Annotated in this window: 25 protein-coding genes and 1 pseudogene; 5 read left to right on the top strand and 21 right to left on the bottom strand. The window is 66.3% G+C overall.

From position 1 onward, the window contains the following. Positions 1-8 precede the first annotated feature (8 nt). The 4 genes from ACOQPH_RS14165 to ACOQPH_RS14180 are packed head-to-tail and all read right to left on the bottom strand — an operon-like array spanning position 9 to position 4,082. The gene (locus ACOQPH_RS14165) at positions 9-1,403 is read right to left on the bottom strand and encodes a phosphoglucosamine mutase (RefSeq protein ID WP_420622012.1); all 1,395 of its coding nucleotides are present in this window, start codon (positions 1,401-1,403) and stop codon (positions 9-11) included. A 22-nt stretch (positions 1,404-1,425) separates the two neighbouring features. Beyond that, positions 1,426-1,818: a 30S ribosomal protein S9 gene (rpsI, locus tag ACOQPH_RS14170; protein ID WP_420622013.1), complete on the bottom strand. Its 393-nt coding sequence runs from the start codon at positions 1,816-1,818 to the stop codon at positions 1,426-1,428. Positions 1,819-1,844: 26 nt separating this feature from the next. Continuing rightward, entirely contained in the window at positions 1,845-2,291 is a 447-nt protein-coding gene (rplM, locus tag ACOQPH_RS14175) for a 50S ribosomal protein L13 (RefSeq protein WP_420622014.1), read from the bottom strand. A 51-nt stretch (positions 2,292-2,342) separates the two neighbouring features. Beyond that, on the bottom strand, positions 2,343-4,082 hold the full coding sequence (locus ACOQPH_RS14180) for an N-acyl-D-amino-acid deacylase family protein (protein ID WP_420622015.1): 1,740 nt from the start codon (positions 4,080-4,082) through the stop codon (positions 2,343-2,345). A gap of 74 nt (positions 4,083-4,156) precedes the next feature. Between ACOQPH_RS14180 and truA the strand changes: the two genes are divergently transcribed. Beyond that, on the top strand, positions 4,157-4,966 hold the full coding sequence (gene truA, locus ACOQPH_RS14185) for a tRNA pseudouridine(38-40) synthase TruA (protein ID WP_420622016.1): 810 nt from the start codon (positions 4,157-4,159) through the stop codon (positions 4,964-4,966). A 19-nt stretch (positions 4,967-4,985) separates the two neighbouring features. Here the strand turns inward: truA and ACOQPH_RS14190 are convergent, their stop codons facing one another. Together ACOQPH_RS14190 and ACOQPH_RS14195 are read right to left on the bottom strand one after the other, a co-directional pair. Further along, positions 4,986-8,003 carry a M16 family metallopeptidase gene (locus ACOQPH_RS14190; protein ID WP_420622017.1) on the bottom strand — a complete coding sequence of 1,006 codons (3,018 nt, stop codon included), beginning with the start codon at positions 8,001-8,003 and terminating at the stop codon, positions 4,986-4,988. 142 nt (positions 8,004-8,145) lie between these two features. After that, positions 8,146-8,490, bottom strand: coding sequence for a hypothetical protein (locus tag ACOQPH_RS14195; protein WP_420622018.1), 345 nt, complete (start codon positions 8,488-8,490; stop codon positions 8,146-8,148). Between the two features lie 105 nt (positions 8,491-8,595). Between ACOQPH_RS14195 and ACOQPH_RS14200 the strand changes: the two genes are divergently transcribed. From ACOQPH_RS14200 to ACOQPH_RS14215, 4 genes are all read left to right on the top strand, one after another. Further along, positions 8,596-9,213 carry a superoxide dismutase gene (locus ACOQPH_RS14200; protein ID WP_420622019.1) on the top strand — a complete coding sequence of 206 codons (618 nt, stop codon included), beginning with the start codon at positions 8,596-8,598 and terminating at the stop codon, positions 9,211-9,213. A gap of 142 nt (positions 9,214-9,355) precedes the next feature. Then, on the top strand, positions 9,356-10,294 hold the full coding sequence (locus ACOQPH_RS14205; protein WP_420622020.1) for an acyl-ACP desaturase: 939 nt from the start codon (positions 9,356-9,358) through the stop codon (positions 10,292-10,294). A gap of 183 nt (positions 10,295-10,477) precedes the next feature. Further along, complete coding sequence (locus ACOQPH_RS14210; RefSeq protein WP_420622021.1) at positions 10,478-11,110, top strand: hypothetical protein; 633 nt, start codon at positions 10,478-10,480, stop codon at positions 11,108-11,110. After that, positions 11,104-11,439 (top strand): transcriptional regulator, encoded by a 336-nt coding sequence (locus tag ACOQPH_RS14215; RefSeq protein ID WP_420622022.1) that lies wholly within the window; start codon positions 11,104-11,106, stop codon positions 11,437-11,439. Before ACOQPH_RS14210 ends, ACOQPH_RS14215 begins: the two co-directional genes overlap by 7 nt. A gap of 38 nt (positions 11,440-11,477) precedes the next feature. On the opposite strand, the gene ACOQPH_RS14220 is transcribed toward ACOQPH_RS14215, so the two are convergent. The 15 genes and pseudogenes from ACOQPH_RS14220 to rpsH form a co-directional block, all read right to left on the bottom strand. Further along, complete coding sequence (locus tag ACOQPH_RS14220) at positions 11,478-12,182, bottom strand: RraA family protein (RefSeq protein WP_420622023.1); 705 nt, start codon at positions 12,180-12,182, stop codon at positions 11,478-11,480. Positions 12,183-12,208: 26 nt separating this feature from the next. After that, positions 12,209-12,559: pseudogene (gene rplQ / locus ACOQPH_RS14225) on the bottom strand (50S ribosomal protein L17); the annotation flags it as partial. Between the two features lie 2 nt (positions 12,560-12,561). Continuing rightward, the gene (locus ACOQPH_RS14230; RefSeq protein ID WP_420622024.1) at positions 12,562-13,563 is read right to left on the bottom strand and encodes a DNA-directed RNA polymerase subunit alpha; all 1,002 of its coding nucleotides are present in this window, start codon (positions 13,561-13,563) and stop codon (positions 12,562-12,564) included. Positions 13,564-13,590: 27 nt separating this feature from the next. Next, a complete protein-coding gene (gene rpsD / locus ACOQPH_RS14235; RefSeq protein WP_420622025.1) occupies positions 13,591-14,208 on the bottom strand; it encodes a 30S ribosomal protein S4 in 618 nt (205 codons plus the stop codon). A 1-nt stretch (position 14,209) separates the two neighbouring features. After that, complete coding sequence (rpsK, locus tag ACOQPH_RS14240) at positions 14,210-14,599, bottom strand: 30S ribosomal protein S11 (protein ID WP_420622026.1); 390 nt, start codon at positions 14,597-14,599, stop codon at positions 14,210-14,212. Further along, the gene (rpsM, locus tag ACOQPH_RS14245) at positions 14,596-14,973 is read right to left on the bottom strand and encodes a 30S ribosomal protein S13 (protein ID WP_420622027.1); all 378 of its coding nucleotides are present in this window, start codon (positions 14,971-14,973) and stop codon (positions 14,596-14,598) included. Before rpsM ends, rpsK begins: the two co-directional genes overlap by 4 nt. Before the next feature lie 18 nt (positions 14,974-14,991). Beyond that, complete coding sequence (gene rpmJ / locus ACOQPH_RS14250; RefSeq protein ID WP_419554728.1) at positions 14,992-15,105, bottom strand: 50S ribosomal protein L36; 114 nt, start codon at positions 15,103-15,105, stop codon at positions 14,992-14,994. 94 nt (positions 15,106-15,199) lie between these two features. Next, positions 15,200-15,769 (bottom strand): adenylate kinase, encoded by a 570-nt coding sequence (locus ACOQPH_RS14255; protein ID WP_420622028.1) that lies wholly within the window; start codon positions 15,767-15,769, stop codon positions 15,200-15,202. Beyond that, a complete protein-coding gene (secY, locus tag ACOQPH_RS14260) occupies positions 15,769-17,097 on the bottom strand; it encodes a preprotein translocase subunit SecY (RefSeq protein ID WP_420622029.1) in 1,329 nt (442 codons plus the stop codon). Before secY ends, ACOQPH_RS14255 begins: the two co-directional genes overlap by 1 nt. 9 nt (positions 17,098-17,106) lie before the next feature. Beyond that, positions 17,107-17,598, bottom strand: coding sequence for a 50S ribosomal protein L15 (gene rplO / locus ACOQPH_RS14265; RefSeq protein ID WP_419554731.1), 492 nt, complete (start codon positions 17,596-17,598; stop codon positions 17,107-17,109). Continuing rightward, positions 17,582-17,821, bottom strand: coding sequence for a 50S ribosomal protein L30 (rpmD, locus tag ACOQPH_RS14270; RefSeq protein ID WP_420622030.1), 240 nt, complete (start codon positions 17,819-17,821; stop codon positions 17,582-17,584). The genes rplO and rpmD overlap by 17 nt, the downstream gene beginning before the upstream one ends. Beyond that, on the bottom strand, positions 17,818-18,516 hold the full coding sequence (rpsE, locus tag ACOQPH_RS14275) for a 30S ribosomal protein S5 (protein WP_420624357.1): 699 nt from the start codon (positions 18,514-18,516) through the stop codon (positions 17,818-17,820). The genes rpmD and rpsE overlap by 4 nt, the downstream gene beginning before the upstream one ends. Further along, on the bottom strand, positions 18,485-18,844 hold the full coding sequence (gene rplR / locus ACOQPH_RS14280) for a 50S ribosomal protein L18 (RefSeq protein ID WP_420622031.1): 360 nt from the start codon (positions 18,842-18,844) through the stop codon (positions 18,485-18,487). The genes rpsE and rplR overlap by 32 nt, the downstream gene beginning before the upstream one ends. Further along, positions 18,841-19,410, bottom strand: coding sequence for a 50S ribosomal protein L6 (gene rplF, locus ACOQPH_RS14285; RefSeq protein ID WP_420622032.1), 570 nt, complete (start codon positions 19,408-19,410; stop codon positions 18,841-18,843). Before rplF ends, rplR begins: the two co-directional genes overlap by 4 nt. A 9-nt stretch (positions 19,411-19,419) precedes the next feature. Continuing rightward, positions 19,420-19,824, bottom strand: a complete 405-nt coding sequence (gene rpsH, locus ACOQPH_RS14290) for a 30S ribosomal protein S8 (protein WP_420622033.1) — start codon at positions 19,822-19,824, stop codon at positions 19,420-19,422. Between the last annotated feature and the right edge of the window lie 8 nt (positions 19,825-19,832).

The following is a 19,832-nucleotide window of genomic DNA, read 5'->3' on the forward strand; positions in this document are numbered from 1 at the left end:
CGGCGTTCTTAGAAGCTGGTCGCTCGCACGAGCTGGACGAGGCGGTCCGCAATCTCGGCTGCCTCGCTCTCGGTCGGCGCTTCGACCATGACACGAATAGCCGGCTCGGTGCCGCTCGGGCGCACCAGCACCCGCACATCGGGTCCCGCTTGCGCAGCAATCTCGTCGACCGAGCGGCGGGTCTCGTCGGACAATGACCCTGCGCTGGCTGGCACATTGCGCAGCACCTGCGGAGCGCTCTGCATCGCCGCGCCCCCAAGATCACTGCTCGTGCGGACCGGTGAGCCGGTCATACCGCGGCGTATGACGAGGTCGGCCAGATGGACTGCGCTGCGCAGCCCGTCACCGGTCGTGGCCTCGTGACGAAAGACCACGTGGCCTGACTGCTCGCCCCCAAGGCTGTAGCCGCCGGTGTCCAGCGCTTCAAGCACAGCACGGTCCCCCACTGCGGTCTCAATCACCTCGATGCCAGCGGAGGCCATGGCCCGGCGCAGCCCCAGGTTGGACATCACGGTGACGACGAGCGTGTTGCCCTCAAGCAGGCCGCGCTCGGCCATATCCAACGCGAACAGCACCATCTGGCGATCGCCGTCAATGAGGCGTCCATCGCTGCCCACGGCGATCAGCCGGTCACCGTCGCCATCGAATGCCAAGCCGAGGTCCGCTCGCTGCTCGGTCACCGCCGCTTGGAGCGCAGCCGGATTCACCGAGCCGCAGCCGTCGTTGATGTTGCGACCGCTGGGCTCACAGAACAGCGCCGTGACTTGTGCCCCCAACCTTCGCAGGACCGCAGGCGCGAGCGAGGCGCTGGCCCCGTTTGCGCCGTCCACGACGAGGCGGAGGCCGTCGAGCGTGCGCCCATCGATGGCCTCGCTCAGCGACATCTCGTACGCAGCAAGCACTCGGGCCGTCTCGCCGGTCGGAGCAGCTCCGACCGCTGCGCTGGCGAGACTGCTCCGCCGTGCAACATCGGAAGCTGATGGGCGGTCGCCGTGGGTGAGTCCCACGCGGTCGAGGTGGTGCGTCACGGCTGACTGAGCGTCATCGTCGAGCTTTGTGCCGCCCGGCGCGAACAGCTTCACGCCGTTGTCAGTCCATGGATTGTGCGACGCGGAGACCATTGCTCCCGCTGAGCCCTCGAACCCGGCGCCAAAGGCCACGACCGGCGTGGGCACGACGCCGAGATCGACGACCTCGGCACCCATTGCACGGAAGCCCGCTATGAGCGCACCCGCCAGTGCGGGACCCGATGCGCGCGTATCGCGGCCTACGACCCAGCGGGCGGGCGCTGCACCGGCTCCGAGCGCCTGGTTGGCCGCACGCCCGATGGCGTGCGCGACCACCTCGTCAAGTTCTTCGAACGCCAGCCCTCGAACGCCGTCAGTTCCGAAGGTGGGTATCACGCCAGGCTCAGCGCTTGGAGTGCTATCGCTTGGAATATTGGGGCGCCTTGCGGGCCTTCTTGAGGCCGTATTTCTTGGATTCCTTCTTGCGGTCGTCGCGGTGGAGCATCCCGGCGGACTTGAGCGTCGGCCGCATCTCGGGATCCATCACCAGCAACGAGCGGGCAATACCCAGCCGCAGCGCACCCGCCTGGCCGGCTACACCGCCGCCGTCGACAGTGGCGTCGACGTCGTAATTCTCGGTGGTCTCGGTGAGCCGCAGCGGCTCAGTGATGTTCATGCGGTGTACCGAGGACGTGAAGTACTCGTCGAACGGGCGGCCGTTCACGCGAATGTTGCCGCCGCCGGGTTGAAACCTCACCCGCGCGACGGCGCGCTTGCGGCGGCCGGTGGTCTGCGTCAGCGGTACGGGCACGAACTCTCCGTGTTTGGTTTGGGGCCTCAGCGCGTCGAGGCGCCAGGCAATTGCAGCGGTTGGGGCTGCTGGGCGGCATGGGGATGGTCTGGTCCGGCGTACACCTTCAGCTTGCGCAGCTGGGCCCGGCCGAGACGGTTGTGGGGCAGCATGCCCCTGATGGAGCGCCGGACGGCGTCGGCGGGCCGGCGGGCCAGCAGGTCGCCGTACTTTTCGCTGCGCAGACCGCCGGGGTATCCCGAATGGCGGTGCACGAGCTTCTGCGTCGCCTTGTCGCCGGTCAGCACGACCTTTTCGGCGTTCACCACCACGACGTGATCGCCGCAGTCGATGTAGGGGGCGAAGGTCGGCTTGTGCTTGCCGCGCAGGATTCTGGCCACCTCGGTGGCCATGCGGCCGAGCACCATGCCTTCGGCATCGACAACGAACCAAGCGCGCTCGATCTCAGATGCTTTGGGGGCGTAGGTGCGCACGCTGGAACTCCGCTTGGGGTCGCTGATGAGACCTCAGGAGGCTACCGGCGCTCAGCCAGTTGCCGTCACTGGTCCAGATGCCCTCACCGGCACAGTGTCGCGGCCGGCCCGCAGCAACGTTCCGGGACGGGCATCGGTGAACTCGCCGCCGCTGACTGCAACCTCGCCGTTCACCAGCACGGTGTCGATGCCGTCGGCCTCGCCGTAGAGCCGCCACGCTCCGCCGGGCAGGTCCTCGCGCACCTCGATCGGGCGCGGCGCGACCGCGTCGGGATCGAAGACCACCACATCGGCGTGCCAGCCTTCGGCCAACTGTCCCCGACCTTCAAGGCCGTACAGCCGAGCCGGGATGTCGGTCAGCTTGTGGATGGCATCCTCAAGCTCCAGCATCTCGCGGTCGCGTGCAGCAGCCAGCAAGTACGTCGAGTAGTTGAACGTCGCCAGGAAGTCGAGGTGGGCGCCCGCATCGGATGCCCCGATCACGCAGCGGTCGTCGTTCCACAGCTCCTGGCGCAGCGCCCAGCTGTCGTCGTCATCCCCCGCGGCTCGCGGGTAGAGGCCGGTCTTGAGATCGTCGGCCACGACCAGATCGCAGAGCGCATCCCATGGCGTGATGCCCTGCTCGTCGGCAATCTCGCCGATCGTGCGGCCCTCTAAGTGCGCCAGCTCGAGCTTGGTGACTTCACCGACCGTCAGGCGCTCCCAGCGAGCCACGCCCCGGAACGTGCTCGGTTGCTGGGCGAGGTCGTTCAGCTCGGCCCGGCGCACCGGGTCAGACAGCAGCCGCGTCTTCTCGTCAGGCGGCAGCGCCATCGGCTCGGCCCAGCCGTGCAACGTGTCGAGCAGGAAGCCGCTTTCGAAGCACAGTCGGCTGACGGCGGGCATCGGCGCCGTGAGTGCCAGTACCCGCCCCCCTTGGCGGGCCGCGAAGTTGCTGGCTTCGAGCTTCTGGGCGATGGCGTCTCGATGCCGGCCGTTGGCGAAGATCACGTTCCAGTTGAGCGGCCGGTCCGCAGCCACCGACATGTCGGTGAGCAACTGGTACACGTCGGTGTCGAAGCGTTCGATCGTCGGGATGAACTCGAGCGCGACTGCAGGGCTCGAGCGCAGCACCGAGCACAACTCGATGAGCTCGGTGGTCGAGGCGTGACGCGACGGCACTGCCTCGCCCGAAGCATCGTTATGGGTCTTGGCCCACGACGAGCTGAAGCCCAGCCCGCCAGCGGCGATGCTGTCGGCCAGCATCTTCTTCATGGCATCGAGTTCTTCAGGCGTGGCCTCGTGCCCTACGGAGCGCTCGCCCATCACCACCCGGCGCAGCGCGCAGTGGCCCACCAGGAACCCGGCGTTCGGCATGAGCGTGCCGTCGATGGAGTCGAGGTACTCGCCGAAGCTGCGCCAGTCCCACGGGACGCCTTCCTGCAGAGACGCGAGCGGCATGCCCTCCACCCGGGCGAGCATCCGCATCAGGTAGTCGCCGTGGTCGGGCTCCAGCGGGGCGATCGTGAAGCCGCAGTTGCCGCCGATCACCGTAGTGACGCCGTGCAGTGGCGACGGGGACAGCGTCGTGTCCCAGAACACCTGTGCATCGAAGTGCGTGTGGATGTCGACGAAGCCGGGTGCGATGACCATGCCGTCGGAGTCGATGGTTCGCTCAGCAGTGCCCGCGGCGCGCACCGCCTCGTCGCCGATGGCCACGATGCGGCCGTCCCGAATGCCGATGTCGCCGTGGCGCCGTGGCGCCCCGGTGCCGTCGATGATCGTGCCGCCCGCAATCCTGATATCGAGCATCTGCCCCGTCCCCCTCACAGATGGCCCCTGCGAGCTGGTCCCGCGAAGCTGAATGCGAAGTTACCGTGCCAACGGTGAACGAACATGAGTCCGAGGACCGCACGGTGCGGCTGGATCTCTCCTACCGCGGCACCGGCTTTCGTGGCTTCGCCGCCAATGCAGGCGTGCGCACGGTTGCAGGCGATCTCAACGCAGCGCTTGAGCGGATCCTCGGCGAGGCGCCCCCGGTGACCGCGGCAGGTCGCACCGACGCCGGAGTTCACGCGACAGGTCAGGTGGTGTCGTTCAAGATCGGGAGCGAGGGGCTGCGCCGCATCGGCGATAGCCAGCCTGGTGATCGTCTGGATCGCCTCGCGGCTTCGCTGAATCGCCTGCTGAATCCCGACATTGCCGTAACGGGTGCAGCGTTGGCCACAGACAGCTTTGACGCGCGTCACTCGGCCATCGCTCGGGCCTACGAGTACCGCATCCGCAACGAAGCGCACCTCGACCCGCGCTCCGCCGACCTCGAATGGCATGTACCCCAGCGCCTCGACGTGGACCGCATGAACGCTGCGGCCCGCCACCTCGTCGGCGAGCACGACTTCACGTCGTTCTGCCGCCGGCCGAAGAATCGTCCCGACGCGTCGCTGGTGCGGACCGTGACGCAGGCGCACTGGTCAGCTGAGGGCGCGCAGTTGCTATTCGAGATCGTGGCGAATGCCTTCTGCCACCAGATGGTGCGAGCCATTGTGGGACAGTGCGTTGCGGTTGGCCGCGGCGATCGCTCGGCCGACGATGTATCCGCCGTACTGGCTGCGCGCCGCCGGGACGCGGCCGCGCCGATCGCCCCGCCCCACGGGCTGACCCTCGTGGCGGTGCGTTACCGCGACGAGGAGTTCTAGGCGAGGCTGGTCGCCCGGCTCACTCGGAGGTGCGGAACACCTCGATGCGGTTGTCGAGGTTGAACAGCAGAGCGGCGTACTGCTGCACGTCGTCCGCCGTCACCTCGTTGAGCGCCTGCCGTCGCTGAGCCGGCGTGCCCACGTCTGCGTCGTCGAGATGGTGACGTCGCAGGAGGGGGTTGATGATCAGCGAGTTGGATTCCAGCACGTAGTTGTCGCGGACGACTGCGAGTGCCTGGGCGAGATCGCGCTCTGTCGGACCGTCGGCGATCAACTCGCTGAGGATCTCGATGACTTCAGCGTGACCGGCCTCGAGGCCCTCCGACGCACCGGTGGAGTAGATGCGTGCCTCCCAGGTTCCCACTGCGTCGTTGGGCGACACTGATGCTCCGACGGCGTAGGCATCGCCGAGTTCCTCGCGCACCCGCACGGTGAGCAGGTCGTTGATGACCGCAGCCGTCACGTCGGCAATGACCAAGCTCTCGGTGGTGATCAGTGCCGCAGCGCCGAACATGACGTCGAAGCCCGCCGCGCCGGCATCGGCGTCGACCGCGATCGTGATGCGCTTAACGCCGGAGGGGAAGCCCGGACGATGGTTCACGAACGTGTCAGAGGCACCGGACGGCAATGTGCCGATGTAGCGCGCCGCCAAGTCGGCCACGGTGGCACGGTCGATGTCGCCCACGACTGCCACCACCAGGTCGTCCACGTCGCTCAGCCGCGCTTCGTACAAGCCGAGCAGCGACGAGGTCGTCGTGGCGTCGATCTGGTCTTGCGTGGCAATGAACTGGTACCACGGGCTGCCCTGATAGAGCGCATTAAGCAGCGCCAACTGCGAGATCCACCGCGGGAAGGTCTCGGCATTCGCGAGCCGCGTCGCCATGGCCTGGACCTGCTCGTTGACCGCCACGTCGGTGATGCGGGGCGCGGTGATGTACAGGTGCACCAGCGTGAACAGGGCCTCGAGGTCATCAGAACCCGTCGCGCCGGAGAATCCCTCGGAGAACTCGGCGATGAACGGACTGACCCGGGCTGTCGTGGTGGCGAGGTACTCGTCCAGCTGTGTCGCGGAGGCATCCCCCACGCCGCTGGAGGCAACAGCTCCGACCGCATGCCGGGCCAGCGCGGAGTCGCCCTCGGACAATGTCGACCAGCCGCCCAAGCCCTCCGCGACGACGTTCACCTCGCCCGCAGCGATGTCCGATGGCGCGAACACGACCCGGGCGCCGTTGGGGAACTCCCACTCGTACGCGTCTTCGAACAGGTCCAGCGCGCTTTCGCGTGCGGGAGCGACCGGTTCGGGCTCCTGCATCAGGACGTCAACCGCCTCTTCAGCCTCCGGCGGCGCCAGTGGCACCACGGCTTCGACCGCTGCGTAGAGCTCTTCCGCGGTCGGCACCTGGGATGGATCGGGTCCGATCGACACGACGAGCGGCGGCGCCTTGTCCAGCACCCAGCGCAGATGCGCAGTCAGCTCGGTGACTGAGTAGGTGCCCAGGAGAGCCCCCAGGCGGTTGACCCGGTCCGCGGTTGACGAGATGTCGGCTCCCGAGAGGAAGTGGTCGACGTAGCCGAACGCGTACTCGTTGTCCTGGCGGGTCTCCTCGCTCTCAAGCTGGAACTCGAGCGACGTGCGGATGGCGCTGACGGCCTGGTCAAGCTCATCGGGCCTAAAGCCGAAGTGAGCCGCCCCGTGCACGACCGCGAGATAGTCGGTGGTCGCCTGCACCAGATCCGAGCCCTGGTAGTTGGTGCCGACCAGGCGCAGTCCCCGGGCCGCTGCGAAGGTACCGATGTGCGGCTCGGTCGCTTGGGACATCAAACCCGCTCGGTGCGCGGCGTCCAAGCGGATGTCGAGCATCCGTGTGATGAGGGTTTCCATGAGCCGCAGCCGCTCGCCGCCGACGGTGCCAGCAGGCCATGCCGGCAGCTGCCAATCCAGCGATACATAGATGGTTCCATGGTCAGGGTGGGTGACGACGCCGGTAACCGGCTCGGTCACGAATTCCACGGTGAACGCGTTTCGGTCCGGCTGAGCCGGCGCAGCATCGGTACGTGCGGCCCAGTCTCCGAAGTGCTCGACAACCAGCTGCTCCATTTGCGTGACCGGCAGGTCGCCCACTACGACCACGGCCATGTTGTCGGGCCGGTACCAGATTTCGTAGAAGTCACGGAGCTGTGCGGCGGTGACCGACGAGATGGACTCCTCGCTGCCCCCGATCAGCATGCCCTCATAGACGGTGCCCTTGTAGTAGATCGCATCAAGGAAGTTCGAGATCCGGCCCGATGCCGACTCGTCTCGCAGCCGGTACTCATCGAGGATGATGCCGCGTTCTTCCTCGACATCTTCGGGGAGAATCGTGGCAGCCGACGCCCACTCCGACAGCACCGTGAACGCAAGGTCGAGCGCCTCGGGATCGTCAAGCTGGAAGTCCAGGATGTAGACGGTCTCGTCTGGACTGGTGAAAGCGTTCAGGTCGGCGCCGAAGGCGGTACCGAAGTCGCGCAGCACCTGATCGATCTCGTTCTTGGAGAACCGCTCCGTCCCGTTGAACATCATGTGCTCCAAGAAGTGCGCGGCACCCTCAGCCCCATCGGGATCCTGCACACCGCCTGCGTTGACGACCAGGTGCATGACGACGGCCTCGCCGGGCGAGTCGTTCGACCGCAGGTAGTAGGTGAGGCCGTTCGAGAGCTCGCCGATCAGAACGTTCGAGTCGACCGGCAGCAGCGCCACATCCGGATCGGCGGGTTCGTAGTCGTTGAACTCACCCAGATCGACCGGATCGCCGATGGGCTCCAGCTCGTCTGCGGGATCGGGTTCGTCGGCGGGCCCAGGTTCCTCTGCCGGGGAGGGCTCGTCGGCTTCTTCGGGCTCAGCGGGAGCCTCGGGAGCCTCCTCGTGGACTTCGGACATTTCGTCGTTGGCCTCGCCGGGAGCGGGGACCGCGTCGTGAGCGTCGGGTGCGCAGGCCGCCGCCAGCAACACGGAGGCAAACAGGGCTGCGAACAGTTTGCGCCAAGAGGTGGTGTTCATCGGCTGAGTCGCCTTTCGGACGAGTTGAGCAATGCTGCGTGCGCGGAGAGGGAGCCGCAGCACAGCAGGCGAGCGGCACAGGACGGTATCGGCGTTTCTCGCTTGCGGCTATAGGGCGCACTGGCGTGCAAGTGACCGTTCTTCACAGCTGCTCTAGCCGAGCGAGCAAGGCCTCGGGTGAGTCCTTGTAACCAGCGATGTCAGCGGTAGTGAGCGCTTCGCTCCAGCCCTCGCCGTTGTGGGCAACGATGCTCGGGAGCGCTGAGGCAGCTGCGAGCTGATCGGCGGCGGCATCGTCGCGGTGGACGAGCTCCAGCGCGATCGGCGAGGCCGCGCAGGCCTGCTTCCACTGACGTGAACCCGTCGGATTCCAGCCGTGAGTGATGTCACACAGGGCGCAGCTGCTGCGGCCCGTGAGCTTGTCGAATGCGTAGCGGAGCTCACCGGCCAGCGATCCGTCTGCGTCATAGATGCCGACCAAGCGCACGCCGCACCATACCGGCGCGTTAGGCAGTGCTTTGGACGCTGCCCCGGGGGAAGTTGCCGTGGCCGCTGGCATACTCGCCCGGGCCGGTGACCACGTGACTCTCACATGACGATTCAGCTTCCAGACCTTCCATACGCGCCCGATGCGCTGGCGCCGCACATCAGCGAGCGCACCATCAGCTTCCATTACGGCAAGCACCACGCTGCCTACGTGCGGGCGGTGAACGATGGGGTTGCGGGCACACCGGACGAGGGCCGAACGCTTCCCGAATTGGTGCGTTCGCTGCCGGCGGGCAGCCTGTTCAATGCTGCCGCGCAGGCGTGGAATCACGACTTCTATTGGCAGTCGATGTCCCCGGGCGGTGGCGGTGAGCCTGATAGCGACCTAGCGGCGGCGCTGGCAGCGAGCTTTGGAAGCGTGGACGCCTTCCGGGACGAATTCGCCGCCGGGGCGGTCGGAAACTTCGCTTCGGGCTGGGGCTGGCTGGTGTTCGACGGTACGAGTGCGGGGCCGAGTGCCCTGCGCATCGTCCAATCCGACGACGCGCAGACGCCTTTGACGGACGGGCTGACACCGCTGCTGGTCATCGATGTGTGGGAGCACGCCTACTACCTCGACTACCAGAACGCGCGAGCTGCCTATGTGAACGCCTTTGTTGAGCACCTGGTCTGCTGTGAGTTCGCTTCGGCCAACTACGCCGCAGCCCTGCGCATCCACGCCTAGCCCAACCGCTCGTTTCTGCCGTCGGAGGAGATGAGCGCCGGTTGTCGAAGTTGAACTGACAGCGACATTGCCTCTGGCAGGTGTCCTGCAGCGACGGCGCAGGTCGTTAGGCTGAATTCCTAAGTCAGATTGGCGATGCCCGATGTCTGTAGAAGCCGATGTCCGGTCGCTTGCCGACCTTGAGCCGACCGTAGAGCAACTGCTTGAGCGCCACCTTCGGCAGACCAAGGAGTGGCATCCCCACGCGTTAGTGCCGTGGAGCCGCGGCGAGGATTTTGGGCCTGACTACGAATGGTCGCCCGAAGAGGCAAATCTCACCCAAGAGGCTCGCAGCGCCCTGTTCGTGAACGTGCTCACCGAGGAGAACCTGCCCTACTACTTCCGCGACAGCGAGCGGTTGTTCGGCCGAGACGGCGCTTGGGGCGAATGGGTGCGCCGCTGGACCGCGGAAGAGGGGCGGCATGGCCGGGTGATCTACGACTACCTGTCCGTCACCCGCGCCCTGGATCCGGTGGCATTGGAGCGGGCCCGCATGGCGATGGTGCAGTGCGGGCAGGTGCCCGAACCCCCCGGCATCCTGGAGGGTCTCGCCTACGTGACACTGCAGGAATTGGCGACCCGTATTGCGCATTTCAACACAGGGCGCCACATCGACGACCCAGCGGGCAAGGCCATCATGCGCCGGGTCGCCTTCGATGAGAATCTGCACTTCCTGTTCTATCGGGATGTGATGAGCGCCGCCGTCGAGATGGATCCCTCCAGCGCGGTGGTCGCCATCGCCAACCAGGTGAAGGGCTTTGCCATGCCCGGGCTGGGAATCACCGATTTCGACAACCACGCGCGCATCATCGCCGAGGCCGGGATCTACGACCTGTCGATTCATCACGACCAGATCCTTCAGCCCGTCGTATTGCGGGACTGGAATCTGCCGGGACTGACTGGGCTGTCCGGCATTGCCGAGGCGGCCCGCGACCGGCTCATGAAGCTGATCGATCGGATCGGCCGCGTGAGCCAGCGTCTTGCCGAGCGCTACGGCGAAGCACGGAGATCGCTGAGCCGCGACGCGGCCCTCCTTCAGTAGCTTCCGGCGCACGCTGGCACCCAGCGTTCGGCGGCCGTTGCGTTCCACCAGTGTGGCGCCACAACGAATGCGCGGCTGGCTCAAAGGCTGGAACAGGACGCCCTGAATTCGCGCTTGCTTGTTTTCGCTTGCTCCGCTAGTTTGTGATACAAACTAGTTTGTACTGCAATGGAGGAGGGCCCAATGACCTCAGATGGCGACGACACGACCGTGCTGAGCACAGAGGAGGGGTGGCAGACCATTCAGGCCACCATCCACGACGCCCGCGGGGCCATGTACACCGCGGGGAGCACGGCGATCCTGCTGATGTGGGCCGGGATCATCTCGATTGCGTACCTCGCCCAGTACGCCATCTCGACCTTCGCCTCGGACTTTGCCGAGCAATATCCATGGTTCCCGGGGCCGCTGTGGGCAGCCCTCACGCTCCCCGGTGTTATTGGGAGTATGACTATCGGCCACCGCGCCGGCCGATCTCTGTCGACGGGCGCCGCCATGCAGAGCGTTGGAATCCGGGTGTTTCTCTACTGGATGGCCGTCGTCACGGCGGCTGGGCTCTTGCCGGGAGCGGCAGGACTGTGGAACGAGACCCGTGCCGAAACCATTCCGTACGTGCTGGTGGGCGTCATCGCGCTGGGGCACGTGCTCTTCGGCATCTTGCACAGGCCCGTGATTGCGGTGTTCGGCTTGGGCTACGCCGTGTCGTTCTACGTTCCGCACTACATCTTCGAAGGCATCGCTCCAGCGGTCTCCGGAATCGCGATGCTTGCGTTGCTCGCTGCCACGTTCGTCTGGGTGCACAGGACCGGCGAATGGTAAACACCGGCGAGGTGCCCGACAACGATGCGATCGTCCTCAACGAGACCATTCATCAGCCGACCCGGCTGCGCATCATGTCGTTGCTTGTCTCCGTGGACGCGACTGACCCGCTCGCGTATGGGTTCCTGCAGAATCACCTGGAGTTGACCCCGGGCAACCTCACGACCCACTTGCGCAAACTGGAGGACGCGGAGTACGTGGCGATCACCAAGGAGTTTCATGGTGTCAAGCCGCGCACATGGGTCCAGGCGACAGCGGTGGGGCGCCATGCGTTCGCCGAGTACGTGACGAAGCTCGAACGGGCGCTCGGCGTCGGTGGGCGGTCCTGAACGGACTCACCGTGCGGCCCCCCGGGCAGGGCTGAGGGCTAGTGATCGCCCTTGGGGTCGAGCAAGCTCGTGAGCTGGTCGATGGTGAAGCCGTCGCTGCGGGCGGCGTCGATGAGAAGACGCTCGGCAGCGGCGATGCGGGCGGCGGCCTCGGGCACGTCGGCCGCGGCTTCCGGTGGCACCACGACAGCGCCGTGCCGGTCGGCGTGGATGAGATCACCCGGTCGCACTGACATGCCGTGGATGGTCACCGGCACCGCGTACTCAACAACGTGAACCCACGCATGGGAGGGGCCGACGGAGCCGGCGAGAGCGCCGAAGCCGGGTGCCCAATCTTCCAGGTCCCGGATGGAGCCGTTGGTGATGACGCCGAGCGAGCCCAGCCCTGCGTGGATGCTGCTGTTCACCTCGCCCCACCACGCGCCATAGCCCCGAGATGCGTCGATGTCGGAGATGACCGTGATGGTGGGCTGGGGGCCCTCGGCCATGTGGCGGTAGTAGCCGACTCGGACTGCCAGATCCTCATCGCCGGAGCGGCCCGACGGTGCGTTCGCACGGATCGTGCCCGTCCGGGCATAGCCGACCATGGGCGGTGCATCCGGGTTCGGGCACACCAGCGGCGAGGTGGTGTAGCCATAGCCACGGCGGTGCGGCGCAGCAATCTCGAGCGCGTTGCAGACCGTTGGAGTGTCAAGCGCCCGCAGGGCATCGAGAACGTCGGGGCTCAGCGGGTCGGCGACCATGACCGGGTGCCTCGTGGGCCGGGCTAGACCAGTTCGATGAGCGCCATAGGGGCGTTGTCGCCGCGGCGCGGGCCCAGCTTGAGGATTCGCGTGTAGCCGCCCGGGCGCCCCTCATAGCGCGGTCCGATCTCGTCGATCAGCTTCTGCGCCATCTCCTGGTCGCCGTTGAGGCTGGCGATGATCTGGCGATGCCGGGCCAAGCCGCCCTTGCGGGCCTTGGTGATGAGCTTCTCGGCAAACGGCCGCAGCGCCTTGGCCTTGGCTTCGGTGGTCTCGATGGCCTCTGCCGCGAAGAGCGACGCCGCCAGGTTCGCCAGCATGGAGCGCTGGTGGCTGGCGCTGCCGCCGAGGCGTCGACCCCTCGTGGGTGCTGGCACGGTCAGCTGACCGCCGCAGGTTCAGCCTGCTCTTCGGCCACTTCAGCTGATGGGCGCATGCCCCGGAGCGCTAAGCCGCGCTCGTCGAGCTTCTCGATGACCTCGTCAAGGGACTTCTGGCCGAAGTTCGGGACGGTCATGAGCTCATCGACGGACTGATCGAGCAGCTCGCCGATCGTGTTGAACTGCGCACGCTTGAGGCAGTTACGGGCACGCTCGGACAGGCCCAAGTCCTCAATGGGTCGTTCCAGATCACTGGCCCGACCATCGCCGACGACCACATCGGCAATGTCGAGTCCCAAGCGCTCGGGTGACAGCTCCGCGATCATGAGCATCAACCGGCACAGGGTGTCGCCGGCCGACGCAAGCGCCTCACGAGGGCTCATCGCGCCATCGGTCTCGATGTCGAGCACGAGCCGGTCGAAATCGGTGGACTGCTCCACGCGCACTGGTTCGACTTCGACCGCCACGCGCCGCACCGGGCTGAACAAGGCGTCCATGAGGATGACGCCGATCGTGGCACCGGCACGGTCGCTCTCAGGCGCCGCGTAGCCCCATCCGCGCTCGACGGTGAGGTCCATCGCCAAGCGTGCACCTTCGCCGAGCGTCGCGATGTGCAGGTCCGGCGTCAGGCACTCGACGTCGACGCCCCAGTCGACGTGTCCTGCCAGCACAGGGCCCACGCCACGCTCGTCGAGGCGCACTGCAACAGGCTCGTCACTGTGGCAGCGCAGAACGACGTCCTTGAGATTCAGGATGATGTCGGTGACGTCTTCAACGACGCCGGTGATGGTCGTGAACTCGTGCAGCGCTTCATCGAAACGGACCTGCGTGACGGCTGCGCCGGGAATCGACGACAACAGCGTGCGTCGCAACGAGTTGCCCAGCGTGTGCCCGAAGCCGGGCTCCAGCGGGCCAATGGCAAAACGCTGGCGGTTGCCCTCGGGTTCGCCGAGAATGTCGATGGTCGGTCGGTGCATGACCAAGGTGTCGGAAATGGACACATTGACCCCTTCGTGGGCAGATGGTGGCTATTTGCTGTAGAGCTCGACGATGAGCTGCTCGCGCACCGGGATCTCGATCTGTTCCCGGATCGGCAGCTCGCGCACGGTGACACGCTGGTCTCCGTCGCTCGCCTCCAGCCACACGGGCGGAGTGCGGTCCAGCACATCGAGATTCCAGCGGACGGTGACGATCTCACGGGCCTTCGACCGCAGCTCGATCACGTCGCCCTTGCGAGCCCGGAAGCTGGGAATGTTCACCCGGCGTCCGTTGACATCGATGTGGCCGTGGCTGACGAATTGGCGGGCCTGCGGGCGAGTCGCTGCCCAGCCGGCTCGGTACGCGATGTTGTCGAGGCGCAGCTCGAGCAGCCGCAGCAGGTTCTCGCCAGTGACCCCTCGTTGGCGAGCTGCTTCTTCGTAGGCGTTGCGGAACTGCCGCTCCGTCATCCCGTAGGTGAAGCGGCACTTCTGCTTCTCCTGCAGCTGCATGAGGAACTCTGAGTTCTGGCTGCGGCGCCTGCCACGACCGTGCTCGCCAGGCGGATACGGACGGCGGTCGAGAGCCTTTGTCTCGCCCGCAGTACCCCAGATATTGGTGTTGAGACGCCGCGAGACGCGCGCCTTGGGACCCGTATAGCGAGACATCTCAGACCCTCCGGCGCTTCGGAGGACGGCAGCCGTTGTGAGGCACCGGCGTCATGTCGCGGATGCCCTTGATCTCGATGCCGGAATTCTGGATGGAGCGGATAGCGGTCTCGCGGCCCGAGCCGGGACCCTTCACGTGTACGTGCACTCGCCGCACCCCCTGCTCCATGGCACGCTCGGAGGCTTGCTCTGCGGCCTGCTGCGCAGCGAACGGCGTGGACTTGCGAGAGCCCTTGAAGCCGGCATTGCCTGCCGACGCCCACGACACCACGTTGCCCTGCAGGTCCGTGAAGGTAATGATCGTGTTGTTGAACGAGCTCTTGATGTGCGCCACGCCGTCGCCGACGTTCTTGCGCTCCTTGCGCCGTCCGCGCCGGGGCTGCTGATTCACTTGCGTACCTTCTTCTTGCCCGCCACCGTCTTGCGCGGACCCTTGCGAGTACGTGCGTTCGTGTGCGTCCGCTGACCCCGCACTGGCAGTCCGCGGCGGTGTCGGACACCCTGGTAGCAGCCGATCTCGATCTTCCGCTTGACGTCCTGGGCCACGTCGCGCCGCAGGTCGCCTTCGACCGTGAGGTTGGCGTCGATGTGGTTGCGGATGCGGGCCACCTCGGCGTCGGTCAGGTCGCGCACGCGGGTGCGCTCAGCGATATTCAGGTCTTCGCAGATCTTTTGGCTGGCCGAGCGGCCAATTCCATAGATGTAGGTGAGAGCGATCTCGACACGCTTCTCACGCGGTATGTCGACGCCAGCGATTCGGGCCATCGATACGGGACTCCTGTCTCAGCCTTGTCGCTGTTTGTGCCGCGGGTTCGGGCAGATCACCCGAATCCGCCCGTGACGACGAATAATGCGGCACTTGTCACAGATCTTTTTGACGCTCGGACGGACTTTCATCGGGTGACCTGCGCTTTAGGCGAGCGAGCAAGTATAGGGGCCTTGATGGCATTCACGATGCGGATGGTGCGGCCTCCATGGCCGCCACGCAAGCTCACGGTGCCGCCTCAATGGCGGCCACGATGCGGCCATGGACCTGTGCGGGAGTGCCGAGGCCGTCAACCGTGACGAGTACGCCTCGATCAGCAAACAGCTTGCGCAACGGCGCCGTTTCCGCCTCGTACAGCTCCAACCGCCGGGCAATTGCCTCCGGTGTGTCGTCGGCTCGGCCCCGGTCCAGCATGCGCTGGGTCACCACTTCATCAGGTACGTCGAGATCGATAGCTCGTTCGACGGAGTGCGGCGCGAGCAGCGCGAACAGACCGTCGGCCTGGGCCTCGGTGCGAGGAAAGCCATCCAGCAAGAAACCAGGAGCGGTGTCGGGCTCGGTGAGACGCTGGGCCACGATGCCCAGGATCAACTCGTCGCCGACGAGCTCACCCGCATCCATGAGTTCTCTTGCCTGGCGCCCCAGCTCGGTGCCAGCGGCCACCGCGGCTCGCAGCATGTCGCCCGTTGAGATGTGCGCCACGCCGTTGCGCTCGACAAGCAGCTCGCACTGGGTGCCCTTGCCGGCCCCTTGCTTGCCCAGAATGACGAGGCGCCTGGTGATGGTGCCGGACATCAGGCCAGGAACCCTTCGTAGTTGCGCATCAGCAGCTGGCTGTCGACCTGCTTCATGGTCTCGAGCGCCACGCCGGAGGCGATCAGGATCGAAACACCACCGAAGCCGATTGCCGCTCCTGCGCCACCAGAGCCCAGCGCATCGAGGTCGCTCGTGAGCGACAGCAGCACGCTCGGCAGCAGTGCGACCGCGGCGATGAACAGCGCGCCCGGCAGCGTGATGCGATTCAACACTTTGGAGAGGTAGCGCTCGGTCTGCGGCCCGGGCCGGATGCCGGGAATGAAGCCGCCCTGCTTGCGGATGTTGTCGGCCTGGCGAACCGGATCGAACGAGATAGCCGTATAGAAGTAGGCGAAGCCGACGATCAGCCCGCCGAAGAACAGGATGTAGGCGATGTTGTCGGGCTGGGTGAGGTAGTCATCGACCGCGATCTGCAGCCAGCCCCAATTCGCCACGTTCGACAGCAGTACAGGCAGGAAAAGGATCGAGCTGGCGAAGATGACCGGGATCACGCCCGACTGGTTGACCTTCAGCGGGATGTAGGTGTTCTGCCCGCCATAGAGCCGGCGTCCCACCTGCCGGCGGGAGAACTGCACCGGGATGCGCCGCTGGCCCTGCTCGATGAAGATGATTGCCACCATCATTCCCGTGGCAACGATGACCGCCGCAGCGAGGTACACCGTGCCTTGCACTGCCAGCAAGCGGGCCCCGTCGAAGGGGATGGTGGACACGACCGAGGCGAAAATCAGCAGCGACATGCCGTTGCCGACGCCCCGCTGGCTGATCAGCTCGCCCATCCACATGAGCAGCGCCGTGCCTGCCGTCAGCGACAGGATCACCAGCGCCACCCGGTTGAACGTGAAGTCGGGGATGACGATGACGCCAGCCGTGTTGCCCAGCGCCGTCCCCTGCCCTCGGCCGAAGATGAACGTGATGCCCGTGGCCTGCACGAAAGCGATGCCCAGCGTCAGGTAGCGCGTGTACTGCGTCAGCTTCCGCTGACCCACCGCCCCCTGCTGCTGGAGCTGCTCGAAGCGCGGGATGGCCACGGTGAGGATCTGGATGATGATCGACGCCGTGATGTACGGCATGATCCCCAACGCGAAGATCGCGAAATTGGTGAGCGCGCCGCCCGAGAACAGGTTCAGCAGCGCCAGCACGCCGCCGGTGGAGCTGGCTTGCTCGCGCAGCGACACGATGGCATCGAAGTCGATGCCCGGAACCGGCACCTGGGAGCCCAGCCTGTACGCCGCAATGATGAACAGCGTGAACATGATCTTCCGGCGCAGATCGGCGATCCGGAAGATGTTGCGCATGTGGCCGAGCACGATGAATCCCTAGCGATTGGTGTGCTGATTGCCCTGGGCGGGTGGCCGAGGGCCGCCGAAGTTGGGCGGCAGGATTTCGATGCTGCCGCCCGCGCCCTCGATGGCTTCGCGGGCCGAGCCGGACACCGCGTGGGCTTTCACCGAGATGGACCGGGTGATCTCGCCACGGCCGAGCACCTTGACCATGGCGCCCTTGGACACCAAGCCGCGGGCCAGCAGTTCTGATGGCGTCACCTCGTCGAGGCCGCAATCTTCGAGCGTGTCGAGATTGATCGGCTGGTATTCGACGCGGAACGGGTTCTTGAAACCCTTCCGCTTGGGAATGCGGACTTGCAGCGGCAGCTGGCCGCCCTCGTACCAGACGGGCACGGTCCCGCGAGCGCGGGCTCCCTTGGTGCCGCGGCCTGCGGTCTTGCCGCCCTTGCCACTGGTGCCGCGCGCCACCCGCTTGCGCTTGCGTTTCGCTCCCGGCGGCGGGGCCAGGTCATGCAGTCTCAGCATCGCTGACCTCCCCTGTCACTTCTTGAACTGTGATCAAGTGGCTGACCTTACGAAGCATGCCGCGGATCTCGGGCCGATCCGGAAGGGTACGGCTACGGCCAATCTTGCCCAGCCCCAGTGCCCGCAGGGCGCCGCGCGCCTTGGGCTTGGCTCCGATGCCTGACCGCACCTGGGTCACCACGATCTGGTTCGTGCTGCTGTCGCTCATGCTGGGCGGATTCATGATTGGGCTCCTGGGGAGGCATGGCTCAGCTTGCGAGTGCGTTCGGTCTCCCGGTACGCCTCCAGCAGACCGGCGGGGATGCACTCATCGGGCGACAGCCCGCGCAGCTTTGCCACCTCGTCGGGCCGCTTCAGCGCCGCCAGGCCTGCGATGGTGGCGCGGGCCACGTTGATGTGATTGGACGAGCCAAGGGACTTGGCCAGCACATCGTTGATACCCGCCTCCTCAAGGATCGCCCGCGCCGCGCCGCCGGCGATGACCCCTGTACCGGGTGCCGCCGGCTGCAACAGCACCTTGCCGGCGCCCATGACGCCCAGCACGGGGTGCACGATGGTGGAACCGGCCAGCGGCACCTGGAAGAGGGTCTTGCGGGCCTCCTCGGTGCCCTTCTGGATGGCCAGCGGCACTTCCTTGGCCTTGCCGTAGCCCAGTCCGACCCGGCCGGCACCGTCGCCGATCACGACGAGCGCGGAGAACGAGAAGCGGCGCCCGCCCTTGACCACCTTGGCCACGCGGTTGATGTCGATGACCCGCGACTCGCGCAGGCCGTCATCGCCGCTGTTGCGCGGATTCTCGAACTGGCGGTCGCGCGGGCGACGGTTGCCGCTGCGCTCTCGATCAGGTCGGACCGCTGAGGTTGGTGCGTCTGTCACGAGTACTCCCTCAGAACTCCAGGCCGCCCTCGCGGGCAGCATCTGCAAGGGCCGCGACGCGGCCGTGGTAACGGTTGCCACCCCGGTCGAAGGTGACCGTGGTGGTGCCAGCGGCCCGGGCCCGCTCGGCGATGAGCCGACCGACCTCGCCGGCGGCCACGATATTGCCGCCGCCAGCCGCCGCCAGCCCAGGCTCGCGGGTAGACGCGGCGGCCAGCGTGTTCCCCGCTTCGTCGTTGATGAGTTGGGCGCTGATGTGCCGATTGGATCTGAACACGGCGAGGCGCGGACGCTCCGCAGTGCCTATCACCTTCTTGCGGACGCGGTAGCGGCGCCGATCGCGCCGAGCCGCCCTCGTGGGAACGCTCACTTGGCCGCCTTCCCCGCTTTGCGCAGCACGCGCTCGTTGAAGTAGCGAATGCCCTTGCCCTTGTAGGGCTCGGGCTTGCGCAGCGCGCGGATGTTGGCCGCTACCTGCCCGACGAGCTGCTTGTCGATGCCCTTCACGATGATCGACGTCTGGTTCGGAACCTCGAAGCTGATGCCGTTGGGTGCGGTCACCGGCACCGTGTGACTGAACCCCAGCGACAGCTCGAGCGCCGATGGCCCCTTGGCAGCTGCCCGGTAACCCACGCCGACGATCTGCAGTTCCTTGGAGAAGCCCTGCGACACGCCAAGCACCATGTTGGCGACCAGCGCCCGGCAGAGCCCATGCAGCGACCGCTGCGTGCGGCTGTCGTCGGCACGCTCGACGGTGGCTTCGCCCTCGTCGAGACGCATCGTGATCCCCGCAGCCAGCTCCCGGCTCAGCTCGCCCCCCGGTCCGCTGACGGTCACCACTTCGCCTGGCGCCGAGCCGGCGACATCCGCGACCGGTTGAGCCGTGATCGTCACCCCGTCGGGAATCGAGATGGGCGTTTTGCCCACGCGTGACATTGTCGCCTCCTACCAGACGTAACAGAGGATTTCGCCGCCCATGCGGTTGCGGCGGGCTTCGCGGTCGGTCATCAAGCCCCGGCTCGTCGACAGCACGGCGATGCCGAGACCGCCGAGCACTCGGGGAACCTTGTCGGACTTGGTGTACACCCGCAGCCCGGGCTTGGAGATCCGCTGCAGTCCCGAGATCGTGCGATCCCGGTCACCGGTGTACTTCAGGTTGATGGTGAGCGTACGAACGCGGCTGTCGGCGGCATCTTCCACCTTGTAATCGCTCACGTAGCCCTCGCTCTTGAGGATCGCCGCGAGGCGCTCCTTCTGCTTCGAGGACGGCATGGCCACTGCGTCCTTGAACACCATGTTGGCGTTGCGGATGCGAGTGAGCATGTCCGCAATGGGGTCGGTCATCGACATGTGCGCAC

Source organism: Candidatus Poriferisodalis sp. (assembly GCF_965221945.1).
GTDB lineage: Bacteria > Actinomycetota > Acidimicrobiia > Acidimicrobiales > Poriferisodalaceae > Poriferisodalis.

Bases quoted from the DNA above. Each gene is read 5' to 3' on its own strand.
- ACOQPH_RS14180 (WP_420622015.1), bottom strand. From the start codon at position 4,082: ATGCTCGATATCAGGATTGCGGGCGGCACGATCATCGACGGCACCGGG.
- ACOQPH_RS14190 (WP_420622017.1), bottom strand. From the start codon at position 8,003: ATGAACACCACCTCTTGGCGCAAACTGTTCGCAGCCCTGTTTGCCTCC.
- ACOQPH_RS14200 (WP_420622019.1), top strand. From the start codon at position 8,596: ATGACGATTCAGCTTCCAGACCTTCCATACGCGCCCGATGCGCTGGCG.
- ACOQPH_RS14205 (WP_420622020.1), top strand. From the start codon at position 9,356: ATGTCTGTAGAAGCCGATGTCCGGTCGCTTGCCGACCTTGAGCCGACC.
- ACOQPH_RS14210 (WP_420622021.1), top strand. From the start codon at position 10,478: ATGACCTCAGATGGCGACGACACGACCGTGCTGAGCACAGAGGAGGGG.
- ACOQPH_RS14215 (WP_420622022.1), top strand. From the start codon at position 11,104: ATGGTAAACACCGGCGAGGTGCCCGACAACGATGCGATCGTCCTCAAC.
- ACOQPH_RS14220 (WP_420622023.1), bottom strand. From the start codon at position 12,182: ATGGTCGCCGACCCGCTGAGCCCCGACGTTCTCGATGCCCTGCGGGCG.
- rpsD (WP_420622025.1), bottom strand. From the start codon at position 14,208: ATGTCTCGCTATACGGGTCCCAAGGCGCGCGTCTCGCGGCGTCTCAAC.
- rpsM (WP_420622027.1), bottom strand. From the start codon at position 14,973: ATGGCCCGAATCGCTGGCGTCGACATACCGCGTGAGAAGCGTGTCGAG.
- rpmJ (WP_419554728.1), bottom strand. From the start codon at position 15,105: ATGAAAGTCCGTCCGAGCGTCAAAAAGATCTGTGACAAGTGCCGCATT.
- ACOQPH_RS14255 (WP_420622028.1), bottom strand. From the start codon at position 15,769: ATGTCCGGCACCATCACCAGGCGCCTCGTCATTCTGGGCAAGCAAGGG.
- rplO (WP_419554731.1), bottom strand. From the start codon at position 17,598: ATGCTGAGACTGCATGACCTGGCCCCGCCGCCGGGAGCGAAACGCAAG.
- rpmD (WP_420622030.1), bottom strand. From the start codon at position 17,821: ATGAATCCGCCCAGCATGAGCGACAGCAGCACGAACCAGATCGTGGTG.
- rpsE (WP_420624357.1), bottom strand. From the start codon at position 18,516: ATGCTGCCCGCGAGGGCGGCCTGGAGTTCTGAGGGAGTACTCGTGACA.
- rplF (WP_420622032.1), bottom strand. From the start codon at position 19,410: ATGTCACGCGTGGGCAAAACGCCCATCTCGATTCCCGACGGGGTGACG.
- rpsH (WP_420622033.1), bottom strand. From the start codon at position 19,824: ATGTCGATGACCGACCCCATTGCGGACATGCTCACTCGCATCCGCAAC.